The organism is Luteimonas lutimaris, assembly GCF_039537065.1.
In the GTDB taxonomy this organism is placed as follows: domain Bacteria; phylum Pseudomonadota; class Gammaproteobacteria; order Xanthomonadales; family Xanthomonadaceae; genus Luteimonas; species Luteimonas lutimaris.
This window is the reverse complement of record NZ_BAAAZU010000006.1, coordinates 44,587-61,156: the sequence shown is the minus strand read 5'-3', so window position 1 is coordinate 61,156 and position 16,570 is coordinate 44,587. Positions and strand designations below refer to the sequence as shown.

15 protein-coding genes are annotated in these 16,570 nt (G+C 68.4%); 4 read left to right on the top strand and 11 right to left on the bottom strand.

Annotated elements, in window-relative coordinates; translation table 11 throughout:
• The first annotated feature begins 72 nt into the window (after positions 1–72).
• The 3 genes from ABD679_RS06740 (at position 73) to ABD679_RS06730 (ending at position 2,664) form a co-directional block, all read left to right on the top strand.
• Positions 73–291 carry an RNA-binding S4 domain-containing protein gene (locus tag ABD679_RS06740; RefSeq protein WP_344759203.1) on the top strand — a complete coding sequence of 73 codons (219 nt, stop codon included), beginning with the start codon at positions 73–75 and terminating at the stop codon, positions 289–291.
• Positions 292–373: 82 nt separating this feature from the next.
• Positions 374–934, top strand: coding sequence for a LemA family protein (locus ABD679_RS06735; protein ID WP_344759202.1), 561 nt, complete (start codon positions 374–376; stop codon positions 932–934).
• Positions 931–2,664: a DUF2207 domain-containing protein gene (locus ABD679_RS06730; RefSeq protein ID WP_344759201.1), complete on the top strand. Its 1,734-nt coding sequence runs from the start codon at positions 931–933 to the stop codon at positions 2,662–2,664. Before ABD679_RS06735 ends, ABD679_RS06730 begins: the two co-directional genes overlap by 4 nt.
• On the opposite strand, the gene ABD679_RS06725 is transcribed toward ABD679_RS06730, so the two are convergent.
• A complete protein-coding gene (locus ABD679_RS06725; RefSeq protein ID WP_344759200.1) occupies positions 2,575–4,017 on the bottom strand; it encodes a hypothetical protein in 1,443 nt (480 codons plus the stop codon). The genes ABD679_RS06730 and ABD679_RS06725 overlap by 90 nt on opposite strands.
• Before the next feature lie 133 nt (positions 4,018–4,150).
• On the opposite strand from ABD679_RS06725, the gene ABD679_RS06720 reads away from it, so the two are divergent.
• Positions 4,151–4,930, top strand: a complete 780-nt coding sequence (locus tag ABD679_RS06720; RefSeq protein ID WP_344759199.1) for a DUF4336 domain-containing protein — start codon at positions 4,151–4,153, stop codon at positions 4,928–4,930.
• 46 nt (positions 4,931–4,976) lie between these two features.
• Here the strand turns inward: ABD679_RS06720 and ABD679_RS06715 are convergent, their stop codons facing one another.
• The 10 genes from ABD679_RS06715 to ABD679_RS06670 all read right to left on the bottom strand — a co-directional run bounded on the left by ABD679_RS06715 (position 4,977) and on the right by ABD679_RS06670 (position 16,510).
• Positions 4,977–5,681, bottom strand: coding sequence for a glutathione S-transferase N-terminal domain-containing protein (locus tag ABD679_RS06715; protein ID WP_344759198.1), 705 nt, complete (start codon positions 5,679–5,681; stop codon positions 4,977–4,979).
• A gap of 141 nt (positions 5,682–5,822) precedes the next feature.
• Positions 5,823–6,383, bottom strand: coding sequence for a sugar O-acetyltransferase (locus ABD679_RS06710; protein WP_344759197.1), 561 nt, complete (start codon positions 6,381–6,383; stop codon positions 5,823–5,825).
• A 51-nt stretch (positions 6,384–6,434) separates the two neighbouring features.
• The gene (locus tag ABD679_RS06705; RefSeq protein ID WP_344759196.1) at positions 6,435–7,553 is read right to left on the bottom strand and encodes a DUF1615 domain-containing protein; all 1,119 of its coding nucleotides are present in this window, start codon (positions 7,551–7,553) and stop codon (positions 6,435–6,437) included.
• 367 nt (positions 7,554–7,920) lie between these two features.
• Positions 7,921–9,867 carry an LTA synthase family protein gene (locus tag ABD679_RS06700; RefSeq protein WP_344759195.1) on the bottom strand — a complete coding sequence of 649 codons (1,947 nt, stop codon included), beginning with the start codon at positions 9,865–9,867 and terminating at the stop codon, positions 7,921–7,923.
• A gap of 52 nt (positions 9,868–9,919) precedes the next feature.
• Entirely contained in the window at positions 9,920–10,507 is a 588-nt protein-coding gene (locus ABD679_RS06695; protein WP_344759194.1) for a TMEM175 family protein, read from the bottom strand.
• Positions 10,508–10,734: 227 nt separating this feature from the next.
• Positions 10,735–11,118 carry a hypothetical protein gene (locus ABD679_RS06690; RefSeq protein WP_344759193.1) on the bottom strand — a complete coding sequence of 128 codons (384 nt, stop codon included), beginning with the start codon at positions 11,116–11,118 and terminating at the stop codon, positions 10,735–10,737.
• Positions 11,119–11,124: 6 nt separating this feature from the next.
• Positions 11,125–11,487: a hypothetical protein gene (locus ABD679_RS06685; protein WP_344759192.1), complete on the bottom strand. Its 363-nt coding sequence runs from the start codon at positions 11,485–11,487 to the stop codon at positions 11,125–11,127.
• Positions 11,488–11,662: 175 nt separating this feature from the next.
• On the bottom strand, positions 11,663–14,563 hold the full coding sequence (locus ABD679_RS06680) for a TonB-dependent receptor domain-containing protein (protein ID WP_344759191.1): 2,901 nt from the start codon (positions 14,561–14,563) through the stop codon (positions 11,663–11,665).
• A 178-nt stretch (positions 14,564–14,741) separates the two neighbouring features.
• Positions 14,742–15,305, bottom strand: coding sequence for a DUF6933 domain-containing protein (locus ABD679_RS06675; RefSeq protein WP_344759190.1), 564 nt, complete (start codon positions 15,303–15,305; stop codon positions 14,742–14,744).
• On the bottom strand, positions 15,302–16,510 hold the full coding sequence (locus ABD679_RS06670) for a restriction endonuclease subunit S (protein WP_344759189.1): 1,209 nt from the start codon (positions 16,508–16,510) through the stop codon (positions 15,302–15,304). The genes ABD679_RS06675 and ABD679_RS06670 overlap by 4 nt, the downstream gene beginning before the upstream one ends.
• Between the last annotated feature and the right edge of the window lie 60 nt (positions 16,511–16,570).

The window sequence follows — 16,570 nt, the reverse complement described above, 5'->3', positions numbered from 1 at the left end:
GTGAGGGCGGCGTACCCGCTTGCAGCCGCGGGCGGACGCTGCGACGCTGACGCACCCTCCGCCTCCGCCGCCATGCAACAACTCGATTTCCAGCTCGAACGCGACTTCGTCGAACTCAACCAGCTGCTCAAGCTCGCCGGTCTGTGCGACAGCGGCGGCGCCGGCAAGGCGCTGGTGGCCAGTGGCGACGTGCACGTGGACGGCGTGGTCGAAACCCGCAAGACCTGCAAGATCCGGGCCGGCCAGCGGGTGGAGGTCGGCGACGTGCGCATCGACGTGGTGGCGGGCTGACGCCACCCTCGCGCGCGAGGGGACGACCGGGCGGCGCCGGCGTTGCGGTATCGTCGGCTTTCCTGCAGCCGGGACCGCACGCGTGACGACATCCATCCTGCTGTTGCTGATCCCCGCAGTTGCCCTGCTGCTGTGGGGGATGATGCTGTTCAACCGCCTGGTGCGCCTGCGCAACCAGGTGCGTACCGCCTGGGCCGACATCGACGTGCAGCTGGTCCGCCGCCATGACCTGGTGCCCGCGCTCGTCTCCGCGGTAAAGGCCTATGCCGGCCACGAGGAAAGCGTGCTCGAAGCGGTCACCACGCTGCGCGCACGGGCCACCGCCGAGCGCACGCCCGGGCGGCTGGGCGAGGTCGAGGGCCAGCTCGAGCAGGCACTGGGGCGGCTGGTCGCGCTCAAGGAAGCCTATCCGGACCTCAAGGCCAGCCAGAACTTCCTGCAACTGCAGCGCGACCTGGTCGACGTGGAGGAAAAGCTGCAGTACGCGCGACGCTTCTACAACGGCGCGGTACGCGACTACAACGACGCGGTGCAGCGCGTGCCGGACCTGCTGGTGGCGCGCAGCTTCGGCTTCGATGGCGCGGAATTCTTCCAGGCCGACGGCGAGGCGCGCCCGGCGGTAAAGGTGGGGCTGGCGCGATGATCCGCGCCGCGTTCGCCTGCCTGTTCCTGTTGTTGCCGGCGTTCGCGGCGGTCCATGCGCAGGAACGCATCCTGTCCTACGACAGCGTGATCGAGGTCCAGGCCGACGGCAGCCTCGACATCACCGAGCACATCCGCGTGCATGCCGAAGGCAAGGCCATCCGCCGCGGCATCTACCGGGACTTCCCGACCCGCTACAAGGACCGCTTCGGCAACCGCGTGATGGTCGGGTTCGAAGTGCTCGGCGTGGAGCGCGACGGCAAGCCGGAGCCCTGGTTCACCGGCCACCCCGGCGGCGGCGTGCGCATCAACACCGGCAACGACGACTTCCTGCCCGTACCGGCGGACTACACCTACACGCTGCGCTACCGCACCGATCGCCAGCTGGGCTTCTTCGACGACCACGACGAGCTGTACTTCAACGCCATCGGCACCGGCTGGGACTTCGCGGTCGAGCGCGACAGCGTCGAGGTGCGCCTGCCCAGCCCGGTGCCCGCCGGCCAGCTCGAAACCGAGGCCTACACCGGCGGCTACGGCTCGAAGGCACGCGACTTCCAGGCCCAGGCCACCGCACCGGGTGTCGCGCGCTGGACGCTCACCCGGCCGCTCGCGCCCGGCGAGGGCATGACGGTGGTGCTCTCGTTCCCGAAGGGCGTCGTGGCCGAACCCGCGGGCACGCGCAAATTGTGGTGGCTGCTGAAGGACAACAGCCCCGGATGGATCGCGCTGTGCGGGCTGGCCGTACTGCTGGTGTTCTGCCTGCGACGCTGGCGCGCGGTCGGCCGCGACCCCGCGCCGGGCGTGGTGGTGGTGCGCTACGACCCGCCCGAGGGCTACTCGCCGGCCGACCTGCGCTACATCGAGCGCATGAACTACGGCAACCGCTGCTTCTCGTCGGACCTGCTGGCCGGCGCAGTCGACGGGCTGGTGCGGATCCACCGCGACAAGCACCTGCTGTCGGACAAGTGGCGGCTGGAATCCACGGCCTACCCGGGCGACGCGAAGCTGCCCGGCCTGCGCACGCTGCTGTCGGCGCTGTTCGCGGACGGGAAAATGCTGGAGCTGGACAAGTCCAACGCATCCACCATCCGCAAGGCGCGCGACGGCCACGCCGCGCAGCTGGAGCGCCGCTTCAATCCACGCATGTTCCGGCGCAACGGCCGCAGCATCGTGGTCGCGGTGCTGATCATGGTCGCCACCATCGTGCTAGCACTGGGCGCCAGCATGCTGCTGCTTGGCGCCGGCTTCCTGCTGGTGCTGCCGGTCGCGATGGCGATGCTGCTGGTGGTGATCGTGTTCGGGACCGTGGTCAAGGCGCCGACGCAGGAAGGCCGTCAGCTACTTGACGCAATCGAAGGCTTCCGACGCTACCTCGGCGTGGCCGAGCGCGACGAGCTGGCCGCCATGCAGGGCCCCGACGCGCCCCCGGCGCTCGACGCCGGACGCTACGAGCGCCTGCTGCCGTACGCGGTGGCGCTGGACGTCGAGGACGCGTGGACGAAGAAGTTCACCCTTGCCGTGGGTGCGGCCACCGCGGCGGCGGCCACCGCCGCGATCAGCTGGTACCAGGGCGGCAGCGCCAGCGACCTCGGCAGCCTGAGCCACGCAATCGGCAACAACCTGGCCTCGCAGATCGCCTCGTCAGCCACCCCGCCCGGCAGTTCCTCCGGCGGCGGGGGCGGCGGCTTCTCCGGCGGCGGGGGCGGGGGTGGCGGCGGGGGTGGACGCTGACAGCCCCGGCGGCATGGGCATGTGCGCCAGCGGACCGTCGGCTTCGCATTTCTCGTCCGGGAATCCGTATTCCCCGCGCAGCGCCAGCCCGCAGCCGTGTACCGCGAGCGGGTCGCCGCCGGCGACCTTGCAGCGGGTGGCGTAGGCACGCAGGAAGGCGTCGCGGCGCTTGACGAAATCATCGCCGCACTTGCGCGCGAGGATGATGCGGTCCAGGTCGTCCTGCACCGCGTTGTCGCCGGACAGCCCGTATTCGCGCAGCTCGGCCTTGTCGAGCAGGCGCAGGCTGCGGTTGGGCACGGTCATCATCAGGTCGGCCACCGCGGCCGATGCGCCGTTGCGCTCCAGGTAATCCTTGATCTCGCCGTAGACCTCACGCAGCTCCTGACTCAGCTCGGCGCGCGTGGTGGCCTGCGAGCCGACGCGCACCATGCGGTGGATGCCGACCTTGCCGGCGATCTCGCGGTGGTCGCCGGCGGCGAGCACCAGCACGCAGGCGCTGTGGCAGATCGAATCGGGGCGCACGCGGATCGTCCAGTGCGCGCCGGCCATCGAGTCGCCGGCCGGCATTGCATCCTCGACCCGGCCGCCGGTCGAGTTGATGTCCAGCACGCGCACCGGGATCTCCAGGCGATCGGCCATCGCCGCGGCGCGCTGCACCAGTGCGGTGAAGTCGCCGCTGACCTTGCCCTCGTAGCGCAGCCGCATCGCGCCGCGTTCGCGGCACGGCGACATCGCGTTGTGGAAGTCGTCGAAGTCCAGGTCGACCAGTTCCCGCGGCTCGTCGACCGGCGCCGCGGCCACGTCCGTGGATATGGCCGCATCATCGCCGGCGTTTGCTTCGTCACCCGCGTCGTCGCTGGCGTCGCCGCCCGCATCGACGGTTCGCCGGTCGTCGGCCGCGGCCGCTTCTTCCGCGCCGGCTTCCGGCGCCGGCGTCGCGTCCCGCGATTGCGCCCCGGCGTCGGCGACACCCAGCGCGGCGGCGGCCAGGTCGCGGCCCGGCGTCGCGGCGGCATCCCGCGCCGGCGCGGGGGTCGCGGACATGGCGCCCATCGTGCCCGGCGGCGGCGCGCCGGGCAGGTCGCAGTCGATCCACGCCTGCCCCGACACCAGCCGCAGCTGCGGCCACTGGGTGCCCTTGAGCAGGTCGGCCTGCGCGGCCCTGGGCGGCTTGGCGTCGCTGCTGACCGCGCCCGCATCCTCGCTGCCGCTGGCCACCACCGTCCTGGGCACTTCCGGCTGCGGTGCCGGCTCCGGCGCCTTGCGGCAGGCGGCCGGCAGCAGACAGGCGATGGCGAGGCTGGACAGCAGGGTCCGCTGCGACAGCGGGCGGAGCCGGGAGGGTCTCACGATGCGACGCTCGATGGTGTGGGTCCCGTCTAGTCTAGGGTCCGCGGATAGCCGCGGCCGAATGCGCGATGAACACTCCGTCCCGTCGCGACGGACGACGCGGGGACACGGCGTCCACGACACGGACGCGACAATGGCCCCTTCCCCGACGCGCGACGTGCCGATGCCCCACAAGCCGGCTGCCTGCTACCCGCCGCTGAACACGCCCAAGCCGATCGCCGCCGACGCATGGATCGTCGATGGCCCGATCATCCGCTTCGGCATGCCGTGGCCGAAGCTGCCCTTCCCCACCCGCATGACCCTCCTGCGCCTGGGCGACGGCAACCTGTTCGTGCACTCGCCCACGCCGCTGACCGACGGCCTGCGCGAGGAAATCGCCGCGCTCGGCACGCCGCGCTGGATCATCGGTCCCAATCGCATCCACTACTGGTGGATTCCGGAGTGGAAGACTGCCTTCCCCGACGCCGGCGTGTGGCTGGCCCCGCGCATCCGCGAACAGGCCGGCGCGCGCATTGACTTCGAAGCGCATGCACTGGACTCCGAAAGCGGCTACCCGTGGGACGGTGCAATCTCCACCCTGCCGGTCGCCGGCGACTTCATGACCGAAGTCGAGTTCTTCCACCACCCCAGCCGCACGCTGGTGCTGACCGATTTCATCGAGAACTTCGAAGCCGGCAAGCTCGGCAGCTGGTGGATGCGCTGGCTCACCCGCCTGGGCGGCGTGCAGGACCCGCACGGCTCGATGCCGCGCGACATGCGCCGCACCTTCGCCCGCCAGCGGCCGCAGCTGAAGGCGGCTGTCGAACGCATGCTCGCCTGGGAGCCCGACCGCATCGTCCTTGCCCACGGCCGCTGGTACGAACGCGACGGCGCCGCGGAGCTGCGCCGGGCCTTCGGCTGGCTGCTCGTCTAGCCAGGCCACGCAATCTCCGCAGGAGCGGCGGTGTGCAGCCTCGACGCTACCCGCGCGAAGGAATCTTCAAGCCCTGCTGCACGGCCGGACGCGCCAGGCCGCGTTGGAGCCACGCCGCGACGTTGCCGAAGTCGTCGAACCCGACCAGCTCGCGCGCCTCGTAGAACGTGATCAGGTTATCCACCCAGCCCAGCGTGGCGATGTCGGCGATGGTGTAGGCGTCGCCCATGATCCAGTCGCGGCCGGCGAGCCGCCCGTCGAGCACGCCCAGCAGCCGCTTCGACTCCTTGACGTAGCGCTGCAGCGGCCGCTTGTCCTCGTATTCCTTGCCGGCGAACTTGTTGAAGAACCCCACCTGCCCGAACATCGGCCCGATCGACGCCATCTGGAAGAACACCCACTGGATCGTCTCCCAGCGCGCGGCCGCGTCGTCGGGAATGAACTTTCCGGTCTTGTCGGCCAGGTACAGCAGGATCGCGCCGGACTCGAACAGCGCCAGCGGCTTCCCGCCCGGGCCGTCGGGATCGATGATCGCCGGGATCTTGCCGTTGGGATTGAGCGCCAGGAACTCGGGCAGGTGGCTCTCGTTTTCCATGATGTCCACCAGGTGCGCCTCGTAGGGCAGCCCGGTTTCCTCCAGCAGGATCGACGCCTTCACCCCGTTGGGCGTGTTGAGCGAATACAGCTGGATGCGGTCGGGGTGCTGCGCCGGCCAGCGGCTGGCGATGGGGAATCCGGACAGATCGGCCATGTCGTGCTCCTGCGGGGGAATCCTCCAAAGATGCGGTCGCGGCCCTGCGGGGGCAAGCGGACGCAGTGTTGCCGCGGCGGCGGCAATCCCGCGCGGCGGCCGGAACCCGCGCCCGCTTGCGCCGCACTGCCCCTGCCGGGGTCACCCGCCGTCGCGCACCAGCACGCGTGCGGGGTTGCCGACCACCGTCGCACCCGCGGGCACGTCGCGCGTGACCACGCTGCCGGCGCCGACCAGCGCGTCGTCGGCGATGGTCACGCCCGGCAGGATCAGCGCGCCGGCCCCGATCCACACGTTGCGTCCGATCCGCACCGGACGCCCCGACTCCAGTCCCGTGGCCCGCTGCCGCGGGTCGCGCGGATGCTCGGCGGTGAGGATCTGCACGCCCGGCGCGATCTGCGTGCGCGCGCCGATCACCACCTCGCACACGTCCAGGATCACGCAGTTGAAGTTGAGGAACACGCCGTCGCCGAGGCGGATGTTGCAGCCGTAGTCGCAGTGGAACGGCGGCCGCACGTCGACGCCGGCGCCCACCGCGCCGAGCCCCTCGCGCAGCAGCGCCAGCCGCGCGGCCGGCGCTTGGCCCAGCGAAGCGTTGTAGCGCGCCAGCCACGCCTGCGCGGCCCGCTGCCCGGCCTGCAGTTCGGGATCGCCCGCATCGTAGGGCTCGCCGGCAAGCATCCTGTCCTTCTGTGTCCGCATCGCCTTGTCTCCGCACCCGCACCGCGGCGCTGTTGCTTGCCGGCGCGCCGCTCAGCGCCGCGCCATGCACCGCTTCCAGCGCTCGTTGACGCGGTTGGCGAACCACGCCGTGGTCAGTTTGCGCGTGATCTTCGGGCTGTGCAGGTCGATGCCCGGCAGCACCGCGCGCGGCAGGGGCTGGCCGGCGGTGGCATCGGCCAGCGCAAAGACGCGCCGGTACAGGTCCGTGCCGGCGAACGCGGGCGAATCGCCCTTCTCCAGCGCACGCCGGATCGCCCGGTCGCTCATGTCGAGCCTTGCCTGCAGCGCGCGCACCGCGCGCTCGGTGGCGCCGGGATCGTCCAGCGGCGCGCCGGGGCGCAGCAGGTCGCCGTCCAGCGCCAGTTCGATGCCGGTGGCCTCCGACACCGCGGCCTGGAACGCCGCGTTGCGGCTCGCATGCCAGCCGGCGTTGAAATCGGCGAAGCGGTACAGCGGCTCCGGATAGTCCGCCTCGTAGCCGAGCAGGTGCAGGGTGCCGAAATACATCCCGCCGCGGCGCGTGAACACCTCGTGCCGGATCGTCCCCGGCACCGGATACGGATAGCCGTCCGCGTGCGCCTGCGCGAAGTCGATCCGCACCTGCATCGGCCCGCCGGTATGCACCGGGTTGAGCCCGCCGAACAGGCGCTTGCCGGCCGGCACCATGTCGATGAAATCCTCGAACGCCTCGCTCAGTTCGCGCTCGCTGCGCGCACCGTCGATCCGCTCGGCATAGCTGCGGCCATCCGGCGAATGGATGCGCAGCGCCGCGGCGACCGCGAACTTCGGCACGTGCATCGACGCCGCGCGCCGGTCGATCTCCGCGCGCGCGATTTTCCCCAGCCCCGGCACGCGCGGATCGGCGGTGAAGGTGGACTCCTGTTCGGTCACCGCCAGCACGGCGCACAGGTTGTCAGCGCTAGGCGCGATGCCCAGCGCGGACAACGTCACCTGGATATCGCGTGCCCAGCCCTCGCGGTCGGCCACGCCGGCAGGCATGCGCCGCACGACCTCGGCCCGGACCTCGGCGGGCGTGCGCTGCGGCTGCACCGGCGGACGCGTCGCGCAGCCGGCAAGCAGCAGCAGGGCCACGCAGGCAATGGCCGCGCGGCGGAAAGCAGGAGCGAAAGGAATCGGAGCGGCGGACATCGCGGGCATGGTCGGACGGCCGGCGCAGCCTAGCAGAGGCGGGCGGATGCACCGTCACGTGACGCCGCAACGCACGCCTCGAAGCACGGCACGCGCGTGGCGATGCACCGCCGCCCGCGCGAAAAACCGCGCCCGCGAAACACCTTCGCGGGCACGTCGGCCCGAAAGGCCGCAAACCGTTCTCGCCAGCCGTAGATCCTGTAACAGCAAATCTTGCCTTGTCATGAACGGTTCCGCGCCCGTTTCCGGTTTCGTGACGCTGCCCATGCCGCTTCAGGTTCGCAGGCGTTACGCGCACGCAGGCAGGCAGCGATCCCGAACGCCGCAGGCCGCAGCGTCCGCGTCCGCGTCCGCGCAATCCCGGACGTCAGTGGGGCGGAACGCCGGAACGCGCCGCTGCGGCGCCGCGCCTGTCCGCCGGCGCCGGGAAAATGCGATTGTCGCGCTCGGCCTCGTAGTAGCGGCGGACCACAGCGACCTCGCACTCGAACATGGCCCGATAGGCCTCCGGTTCCTCCCCCATCCCGAAGACGCCCTCCGGCACGGTCATGTAGTACTTGGCGCCCTCCGCGGCGATGCCGAGCGGGAGCCGGCGTGGCTCGAACAGCGACGCGCCGAGGAATGCATTGCGCTGCGACTGCACGCCCGCCAGCTGCAGGACGGTCGGCGCCAGGTCCAGCGAATTGCGGCCCCGCGCGTCGAAGGTCTCCGGCAACACGTGGTACGGATCGTGGACCAGGAGCGGGATGCGATCGACGAAATAAGGCTTCAGGTCGTCGCCTACCACCTCCCGGTACGGCGGTTCGGGATAGGTCGCGTGGTCGGCGGTCACCACCAGCAGCGTATCGCGCGCGTACCCGCTGGCCAGGAAGTAGCGCAGGAACTCCCCGAACGCCGCATCGAAGTTGTGCATTTTGTCCAGGATGGGATCCGGCTCTTTCCCGTAGGCGACGTCATCGGCCGAATGTTGCAGGAATGCATGGGTGCCGATGTTGTAGGTCGCCGCGAAGAACGGCTGTTCGTCGCCCGCCTCCTCGCGCTGCTGCAGGAACGCCACCAGTCCCCGGAAAATGCTCTGGTCGTCCAGGCCGCTGGTCCCGGGACGCACGTGCCCCCTGTCATCCAGCAGCTCGCCCTCGATCGCCTGCTGGGCGTACACCCGCGTGAAGCCGAGCGTCGACAGCATCTTGATGATCGGCCGCTGCCGCAGGTGCGGCACGAACATGTAGCTGTCGTAACCGGCACCGCCGACGATGCGGGGGATCGTCTGCCGATGGATGGCGGCCAGCGTCGCGCGGTTGCCGGCGTGGTTCCACCCTTCCTTGCCACCACCGCCGGAGAACGAGAATCCCGAGGACAGCTGGCCCTCCAGTCCCCGGAACGTGGCCGCCGTGTGGTTGAAATAGTCATCCACCCGCATCGATTGCGATGCAAGGCGATCCAGGTTGGGCGTCAGTCCGGGATGCGTCCCTCCATACGCGCCCACCAGCCGCGCCGAGAGGCCTTCGGCGAAGATGACGATGATGTTGGGCTTGCGCGTGCCGGCGGCCTCGGTTCCGGGGAACGGCAGCGGCTTGTCGAAAGCACGCTCACGCAGGAACGGGTAGTCCGCGTCCAGCCGGCTGTAGTCGAAGCAGAGCCGGTCGGGCGCCGCCTCGCCGCCATCGGCCAACGCGCTGCCCGCCGCGTCCGGGAATGCAAAGCGGAAAGTGTTGACCGCAAGGTTGGCCAGCGGCGACTGGCGGAATCCGGGTTCCAGCCGCAGGCTGTTGCCTTGGATGAACAGCAGGTAAGTGAACACCAGCGCGCAGGCCGACAGCATCGCCACGTACCACAGGGCGCGGCAGCGCACGGCCAGGCCGTGCTGCGGCGCCGGCACCGAGCTGGCCAGGCGCGACGACAGCCAGAACAACACCACCCAGGCAACGACGAGCACGCCGCCCACCCGCAACAGCGTGGACTCGATGAACGCCACCGAATCCGCGTTCTGCATCGCCAGCACGCTGATGAAATTGCTCGACACGTACAGCGAATAGACCTGCGCGAGGTACACCACCGCAACGACCGCCGCGACCAGGGCCGACAGCAGCAGCCACGGCCAGCGCCGCCCCCGCAGCGCCATGCGCATGCAGCCCGCGCACAGCAGGCCTGCCAGCCCCAGTTCCACCAGCGGCGCCAGCAGTCGCGCCACGCTGCGGTCCGCCTCACCGGGATCCCGGATGCCCACGACCCAGAACAGGACGACGGCATACACCGCATACAACGCGAGCAGGAAGAATGGTCGGTAATAGCGGGCGATCAGCGCCTTCGGCATCGAGGGGTCAGCGGGGGAAGTGCCCGCATTATTCCCGATCCCCGGCGCCGCTTCATTCCGCGGTGTGCAGCGCGCCCTCGATCCTGCGGTCGGGCACCAGCCACATCACGGCGACCGCGACGTACAGCAACTGCGCGACGCGCGGCATCCACAGGCTGGTCGCGATGCCCGCCGCGTACAGCAGCGGCGACAGCTTGCCCTTCCAGTCGCGGCCAACGGCGCGGCGCAGCACGGAATGCCCGCCGTCCAGGCGCATCAGCTGCCGCTGCAGGATCCAGTACGCGACCGCCGCCATCAGCAGCACGATGCCGTAGGCCGCGGTGGGCGCAGCAGCGAAATGGTTCTCGCCCATCCACGCGGTGGTGAACGGAAACAGCGACAGCCAGAACAGCAGGTGCAGGTTCGCCCACAGCGCACCGCCCGACACGTGCCGGCTGGCCGCGAGCATGTGGTGGTGGTTGTTCCAGTAGATGCCCACGTACACGAAGCTGAGCACGTAGCTCAGCAGCACCGGCAGCAACGGCGCGAGCGCCGCCCAGGCCGCCTCGTGCGGCACCTCCAGTTCCAGCACCATGATGGTGATGATGATCGCGATGACGCCATCGCTGAATGCTTCCAGCCGCCCCTTGCCCATCGTCATCCCTCCGCCTCGTGGCCGACGTTAGCGCAGCGCCGCTGCCCGCGCATCAGCGCACAGGCCCGAGGAACCACTCGCCCGATTCTCCTGCCCCTGCGGTTTGCCGCACTTTACGCGCCGTCATTGCCGCCCGCCGCCTGCCACCGGTCGCCGGTCGCCGGGCAAACAGAAGGCCGCATCGCTGCGGCTTCCGTTCGGGCGCTGGCGCAATCAAGTGGGGCGCGCGCACGCTAATTCCTGCGTTTGCCGGAAGAATCCTTGGGTGTCAGGTTTGCCAGCGCACTGATACAACCGCAAGACAACAGCGTCAGAACAATCAACTCTGCACCCACCCATGCGACGCTGAAGATGAATTTCCAGGGCTGATCATGCCAGTTTGATTTTTCCGTCCAGGACGAATGCGATCTGGCGAAAAAGAAGTGCGCCTCTATCTCGGCGCTGGAAAATGCACCCATTAATTCAATGAAGCGATCCAGTGCCAACCAGGAGAAGTACAGAAAGAATACAACGACAACAAGCGCCGCGATCGCCGCGGCAACCGGCTGGTCGCTTGAAAATATGGGATCCCGCTTCGAACCCGAACGTTCGTATTGTCGATTTCCGCGTCCAGTCATCTGCGCTCATGCCTTCCCTGGCCCGATACCCGGATCAAGCCGGCGCAGCCAGATATACCTGTTCTTCCAGAGCGTGATGTAGACGAGCACGAGGAAGGGGCTTGCATTGGGGCCGCACTCGAAATGAACCGCCTCGCCCGCGGCAATAGAGAATTCGACCTTGGGCGAGCGGCACCAGTCAATTTTCAGGTGCAGGGAATGCGTCCCCGGCCCGACCTCGATCCTGGCTTCCGCATCATCCCCGACCCGCCCCGCCTCTTTCCCGTCGACGACAACGACGTAGTCGCGCATCCGGTCTTGCCAGTTCGCCTTGATGCGTCGGACAACAAGTTGCGACATGTCTGAAAGGCCCTCCAATGCCTGGATCAATCCCGTTTTTCGAAGCGGCGCCGGCTGGAGTGAATGGCCAGGCTGCCGCCGGTTCGGGGCCCGCAACCCCAACGATGGGGTCCGGGAGGCCATCGATGGGGTCAGCAACCCCAACAAGGGGCCGCGAAAGTGCCCTCTGACCCTGTTCTTGCGTGGCCGCAGGCCGCGGCGGCCATCACCGGAAGTCGTACTCCACCTGCAGGGTGAACGAACGCCCGCGCGGATCGGCCACGCGCGATTCCCACGCGGCACCGTCGCCGTGGTCGAGGTAGCGCAGGGTGAACGGCGGATCGGTGTCGAGCAGGTTGCGGATGCCGAAGGTCGCCGTCAGCGCGTCCGAGACCTCCCAGCCCAGGCTGTAGTTGTAGGTGATGTACGCCTCCACGTCCGGATCGTAGTCCGGTGGGACATACGTGCCATTGCGCATGCCTGGCGGCAGGTAGTCCTCGTAACCGTCGCGATAGACCTGGGTCAGCGTGTGGGTGAAGGCGCCCTTGTTCCAGCCGAAGCTCAGCGTGTGCTTCCACTCCAGCGGCAGGTTCAGGTAGGGCTCGTACTTGCCCACCAGGTTGTCGCCGTAGGGCTCGGCGTTGAAGTCCTTCTTCCGGTAGGTATCGAGATAGCTGCCATTGAGGTTGAGGTGGTAGTGGCCGCCCCACAGCTCACCGGTGAGGTTGGCGTCCAGCTCGATGCCACGCGTCAGGCTGCCGCCGGTGTTGATGAACCGCTGGTCGATCAGCTGGATGTCGCCGTTCGCATCGCGGATGAAGTTGGCCGCATACCGGTCGTAGTCGGCGCGCATGTCGTCGAGATCGAAGCCGCTGCGGATGGTGTTGAGCCGCTCGATCTCCCACCAGTCGATGCTGACGTTGAAGTTCGCCGTCGGCGCGATGACGACGCCGAAGCTCTTCTGCTTCGACTCCTCCGGTTCGAGCGCGGGGTTGCCGCCGATCAGGATGTCGGGCTGGATCTGCACGTCGCAGCCGGCAACCTGCGGGTTGTAGATCCCGCCAGGGCAAGTGGCCGGATCGGCTAGATCGAGGTTCGTGTACTGCGTCTCGGCAGAGTCACGGAACAGCTGCGCGAACGACGGCACCTTGAACCCGGTGCTGTAGGCACCGCGGAACGCGAGCCAGTCGGCGGGCTGGTACTTGAACGAGTACTTCGGGTTGGTCGTGCCGCCGAAGCCGTCGTAGCGGTCATGGCGGCCGGCGAGCGTCACCTCCAGCGAATCGAAGACCGGCAGGTAGAGTTCGACGAAGGCCGCCTTCACGTCGCGACTGACCTTGGGCAGGTAGTTCTGCGAGTCGCCCGGCGCGCCGAACACCCATGCGTTGCCCAGCGCAGCGTCCTCCGGGCCGGTGAACTCGTACTCCTCGCGGCGCAGGTCCACGCCGACGGCCGCCTGCACTTCACCGCCGGGCAGCTCGAAGCCCAGTCCGCCGGAGAAGCTCGCGTCGAAGATCGTGCTGGTACTCTCGCCGCCGTACAGCTGCACGCCGCTCGCCGACGCCGCCTGCAGGGCAGCCAGGGCCTCCGCGCTCTGCTCCTGCCCCGCCAGCAGGAACGGGTTGAGCAGGCCGCTGCCGAGGATCTGCTTCAGCTGCGGCGTGAAGTAATAGCCGCCGGCCAGCACGGACTCCGCCCTGCTCACCGCGCGCGACAGGCCGGCGCTGTAATCCCAGCTGCCGATCACGCCCTCGAAGCCGAGCAGCAGGCGCGTGGCCTTGGTCGTGGTCTCGATCTCGCGCGGGCCGCACGCAATGCAGCGCCAGCGGTAGGCGATGGGATTGCCGTAGGCCAGGTTGTCCTCGCCGAAGTACGCGGCCAGCCCGTCGTACACCATGTCGTAGGTGTCCTGCGTCAGGCTGTTGAGCGGATACCAGGTGCTCGGATCGAGCGACGACGCCGAGACCGTCGTCGAGGAAGAAAACTGCTGCGCCTCGAACTGGCGCCTGGACTCGACGCGCGAGCCCATGAATTCGAGGTAGGCCAGGTGCTCGTCGGCCATCTTGAACGTGGCCCGGCCGATGACCTGCGACGACTCCACCGGCTGCTGGATCACGCGCGCCCGGCCGTAATCCCACGCGCACGCATACTTCGAACCGCTGGAGCTCCAGATCTGGTGGTCGTACGGCCCCATCAGGTCGCCGCCGGCCTCGCAGCCGGGCCCGCCCGGCAGGTCGAGGAGGTTGACCGCGGTGCGCGATTCCCCGTCCTCAGGATCGACCAGGCTGCCGATGATGCCGCCGGTCTGGTTGAACACGGTGGCGAACGGCGGGCCGCGCGTGTCCGGCGACAGGCCGCGATCGGGCTGGAAGCTGTTGGCGAAGTCGCGGTCGACGCCGCGCAGGATCTTGTTCTCCTTGACGCTCAGCGCGCCCCACACGTTCCAGCGATCGCTGTCGAGATCGCCGAAGCCGCCGAACGCGCTGGCGCGATAGATGTCGCCGCCGCCCTCCTGCGTGACGTCGGCGCCGGCTGTCACCGACAGGCCCTGGAACTCGGTGCGGGTGATGAAGTTGATGACACCGCCGATGGCGTCGGTGCCATAGACGGCGGACGCGCCGTCGCGCAGCACCTCGACGCGCTCGATCGCGGCAAACGGAATCGAGTTCAGGTCCACCACCTGGCCGGCAAGCCCGTGGGTGGCGACGCGGCGCCCGTTGAGCAGCACCAGCGTCGCATCCGAGCCCTGCCCGCGCAGGTTGGCCCCGGACACGCCGTTGTTGCCGCGGGTGTCGGGCGGCGCAATGCCGCTGTTGGCGGCCAGGCTGTCCGCGCTGTTGCTGGCGACGTTGAGGAACTGCAGCAGCTGCTCGGCGGAGGTGATGCCCTGCGCATCGATCTCTTCCCTCTGCAGCACCATGACCGGCAGCGCGGCCGCCACCTGGGTGCGCTTGATGCGGGTACCGGTGACGGTGACCGCGTCCAGGGTCCTGGCCTCGGCCTGCTCCCCGCCGCCCCCTTCCTGCCCGGCGTTGCCGGAGTCCTGCAGCGCCATGGCCGGCAGAGCCAGCGCGAGCAGCGATGCGCAGCACAGGCTGCGCAGACAAGCGAAGCGAATCCCGATCATGTGGCTTCTCCCCGGCGTTCAACGGTCCGTGGCGCGGGCTCCCCAAAGCCTGGCCGACCCTGCCGGATCCCACGTCCGGCCACTGCATTGGGGCACGCACGCGTCACGGCGTCAATCCCGAAAAAAACGCCGGGGTCATCTATGGAAGTGAACCTGACCCCGCCGTTCGGTCGACAGCTCAATGCCGCGTCGTGGCGAAAGGCAGCACGGTTGCCGCCGGCATCAGGCGCTGGCGCAGCAGGTCCAGCGGGCGGTGCCAGTGCGAGTTGTGGCGCGGCTCGCGGCCCAGGGCCGGATGCTGGAACAGGCCGTGCTCCCAGTCGCCCAGCGCCTCTTCCACCAGTGAGCGGCCGTTGTGTTCGAAGCCCATCCACGCACCGTACTTGCGCTGGTTGAGCGAGGCCAGCAGGCTGCGGTCGCGGGTGTTGGCGAAGGCGAAGCCATCGTGGAATCCGAGCAACTCGGCATCCACCCGCGGCCCGCGCAGGCCGAAGTGCTCGCACAACGAGGCGAACTGCAGCAGCGCGCGCTCGTGCAACTGGCGCAGGCCGTTGGCGTTGCCGTTGAGCAACAGCACCGCGCCGGTGGCGCCGTTGAGCAGCACCACGAAGGGCTTTCGGTGCCAGAAGTCGATGTCCGCGTACCACTCGCCCAGCGGGTTGGCCTGCGGCGCCGGCTCCGGCGGCTTGACTGGTTGCTTCAAGCGCTTGAGCAGCTTGGCGGTGCAACGCAGCACGGTCATGCCACGCGCACCTGGCCGTTCATCAGCAGGGGGAGGAGCCAGTCGCGGAGTTGGGTGAGTTCGAGATTTTCGCGTTGCGCTGCCTCGATGCGTTCGAACAACGGTGTCACGGCTTTGCAGAATGCGGAAACCACTTCCGGCCTGGGACTGATGAGTCTTGTCCACTCGATATCGTTGGTGACGATCGAGTTGAAGGTCGAGCCAGAGGCCTTGACCTTCAAGTGGTGAATCAGAGTCTTGGCATGAAGAAAGACAAACGGGTAGCTCGCAGGCACCTTCGGCACGAGTGCGTAGCACGACTGGTTCATGGCCATGGCCCTGCCCGTGATCGCGATCTTGCCGACAGAGCCCCGGGCCGTGATGAGTATCGTCCCCTTGTCGAACAGGTCGCTGCTACACCGGTCCAGCCCGGACTGGGTGATTGAGTCCTCCGTTTGCAACTGGAAGACACTGCCGCCAGCGTCGGTAGGCGTAAAGAAGGGGATGTCGCCATTCCAGTACTCGGGATTGGCCTTGCTTGGAGTCGCACCGCCTACCACCTCCGCGAGAGCGGTGATATTAAGGTCGGCCCAACCCGCCGGAATCTCCCGCTTCAGCGCCTCGTTCCAGACCATCCTGCCGCCACTGGTCTTGTAGGGGCGGCCGTTGGCGTCGGGGAAGTCGAACTGCACGAACCAGTAGTCGTAGAGCGTCTTCGCCTGCGCTTCCAGCTCGGCGTTGATACGGTTGTTGAGGTCGACCTTGGCGTCGAGGGCGGAGAGGACGGCGGCGATTTTTTGTTGATCGGCCTTGTTGCCAATCACCGGAATCTTCAGTTCGTGCAGATCGTTGCGATTGACGCCCGGCACTGTGCTTTTGTCGCCGGTATCCATCCGGCCAAGACACGACAGCAGGTAGTACACGTACTTGGGCACGTTGCCCTTGAAGTCGGTGACGTACAGTGCGGTGTTGTGCGGCCAGTACGCGCCGTTGTGATAGTGCATCTCACCCAGCGTGCCGTATCGACCGGTCACCACGCCTTCGCCCCGAACCTTGAACTCGTCGTGATAACCGGAGATGCCGGCGGAACTTATTACCGGATACGGCCCCGGCCGGCGCGCGGATTCCGGCAAGTCGTAGCCACGTTTGAAGTTCACGACATCGCCGAGCCGTGTCGGAACCGGTGTCTGCTTCTGCTCGTCATTCCCGCGCAGGCGGGAATCCATGGACTTTTCACCAGCCAAGGCAACGTCCATGGATTCCCGCTTTCGCGGGAATGACGGTGA

Excerpts from the sequence above, each read along its gene's own strand:
- ABD679_RS06740 (WP_344759203.1), top strand. The coding sequence starts at position 73 with ATGCAACAACTCGATTTCCAGCTCGAACGCGACTTCGTCGAACTCAAC.
- ABD679_RS06730 (WP_344759201.1), top strand. The coding sequence starts at position 931 with ATGATCCGCGCCGCGTTCGCCTGCCTGTTCCTGTTGTTGCCGGCGTTC.
- ABD679_RS06720 (WP_344759199.1), top strand. The coding sequence starts at position 4,151 with ATGGCCCCTTCCCCGACGCGCGACGTGCCGATGCCCCACAAGCCGGCT.
- ABD679_RS06715 (WP_344759198.1), bottom strand. The coding sequence starts at position 5,681 with ATGGCCGATCTGTCCGGATTCCCCATCGCCAGCCGCTGGCCGGCGCAG.
- ABD679_RS06710 (WP_344759197.1), bottom strand. The coding sequence starts at position 6,383 with ATGCGGACACAGAAGGACAGGATGCTTGCCGGCGAGCCCTACGATGCG.
- ABD679_RS06705 (WP_344759196.1), bottom strand. The coding sequence starts at position 7,553 with ATGTCCGCCGCTCCGATTCCTTTCGCTCCTGCTTTCCGCCGCGCGGCC.
- ABD679_RS06700 (WP_344759195.1), bottom strand. The coding sequence starts at position 9,867 with ATGCCGAAGGCGCTGATCGCCCGCTATTACCGACCATTCTTCCTGCTC.
- ABD679_RS06695 (WP_344759194.1), bottom strand. The coding sequence starts at position 10,507 with ATGACGATGGGCAAGGGGCGGCTGGAAGCATTCAGCGATGGCGTCATC.
- ABD679_RS06690 (WP_344759193.1), bottom strand. The coding sequence starts at position 11,118 with ATGACTGGACGCGGAAATCGACAATACGAACGTTCGGGTTCGAAGCGG.
- ABD679_RS06680 (WP_344759191.1), bottom strand. The coding sequence starts at position 14,563 with ATGATCGGGATTCGCTTCGCTTGTCTGCGCAGCCTGTGCTGCGCATCG.
- ABD679_RS06675 (WP_344759190.1), bottom strand. The coding sequence starts at position 15,305 with ATGACCGTGCTGCGTTGCACCGCCAAGCTGCTCAAGCGCTTGAAGCAA.
- ABD679_RS06670 (WP_344759189.1), bottom strand. The coding sequence starts at position 16,510 with ATGGATTCCCGCCTGCGCGGGAATGACGAGCAGAAGCAGACACCGGTT.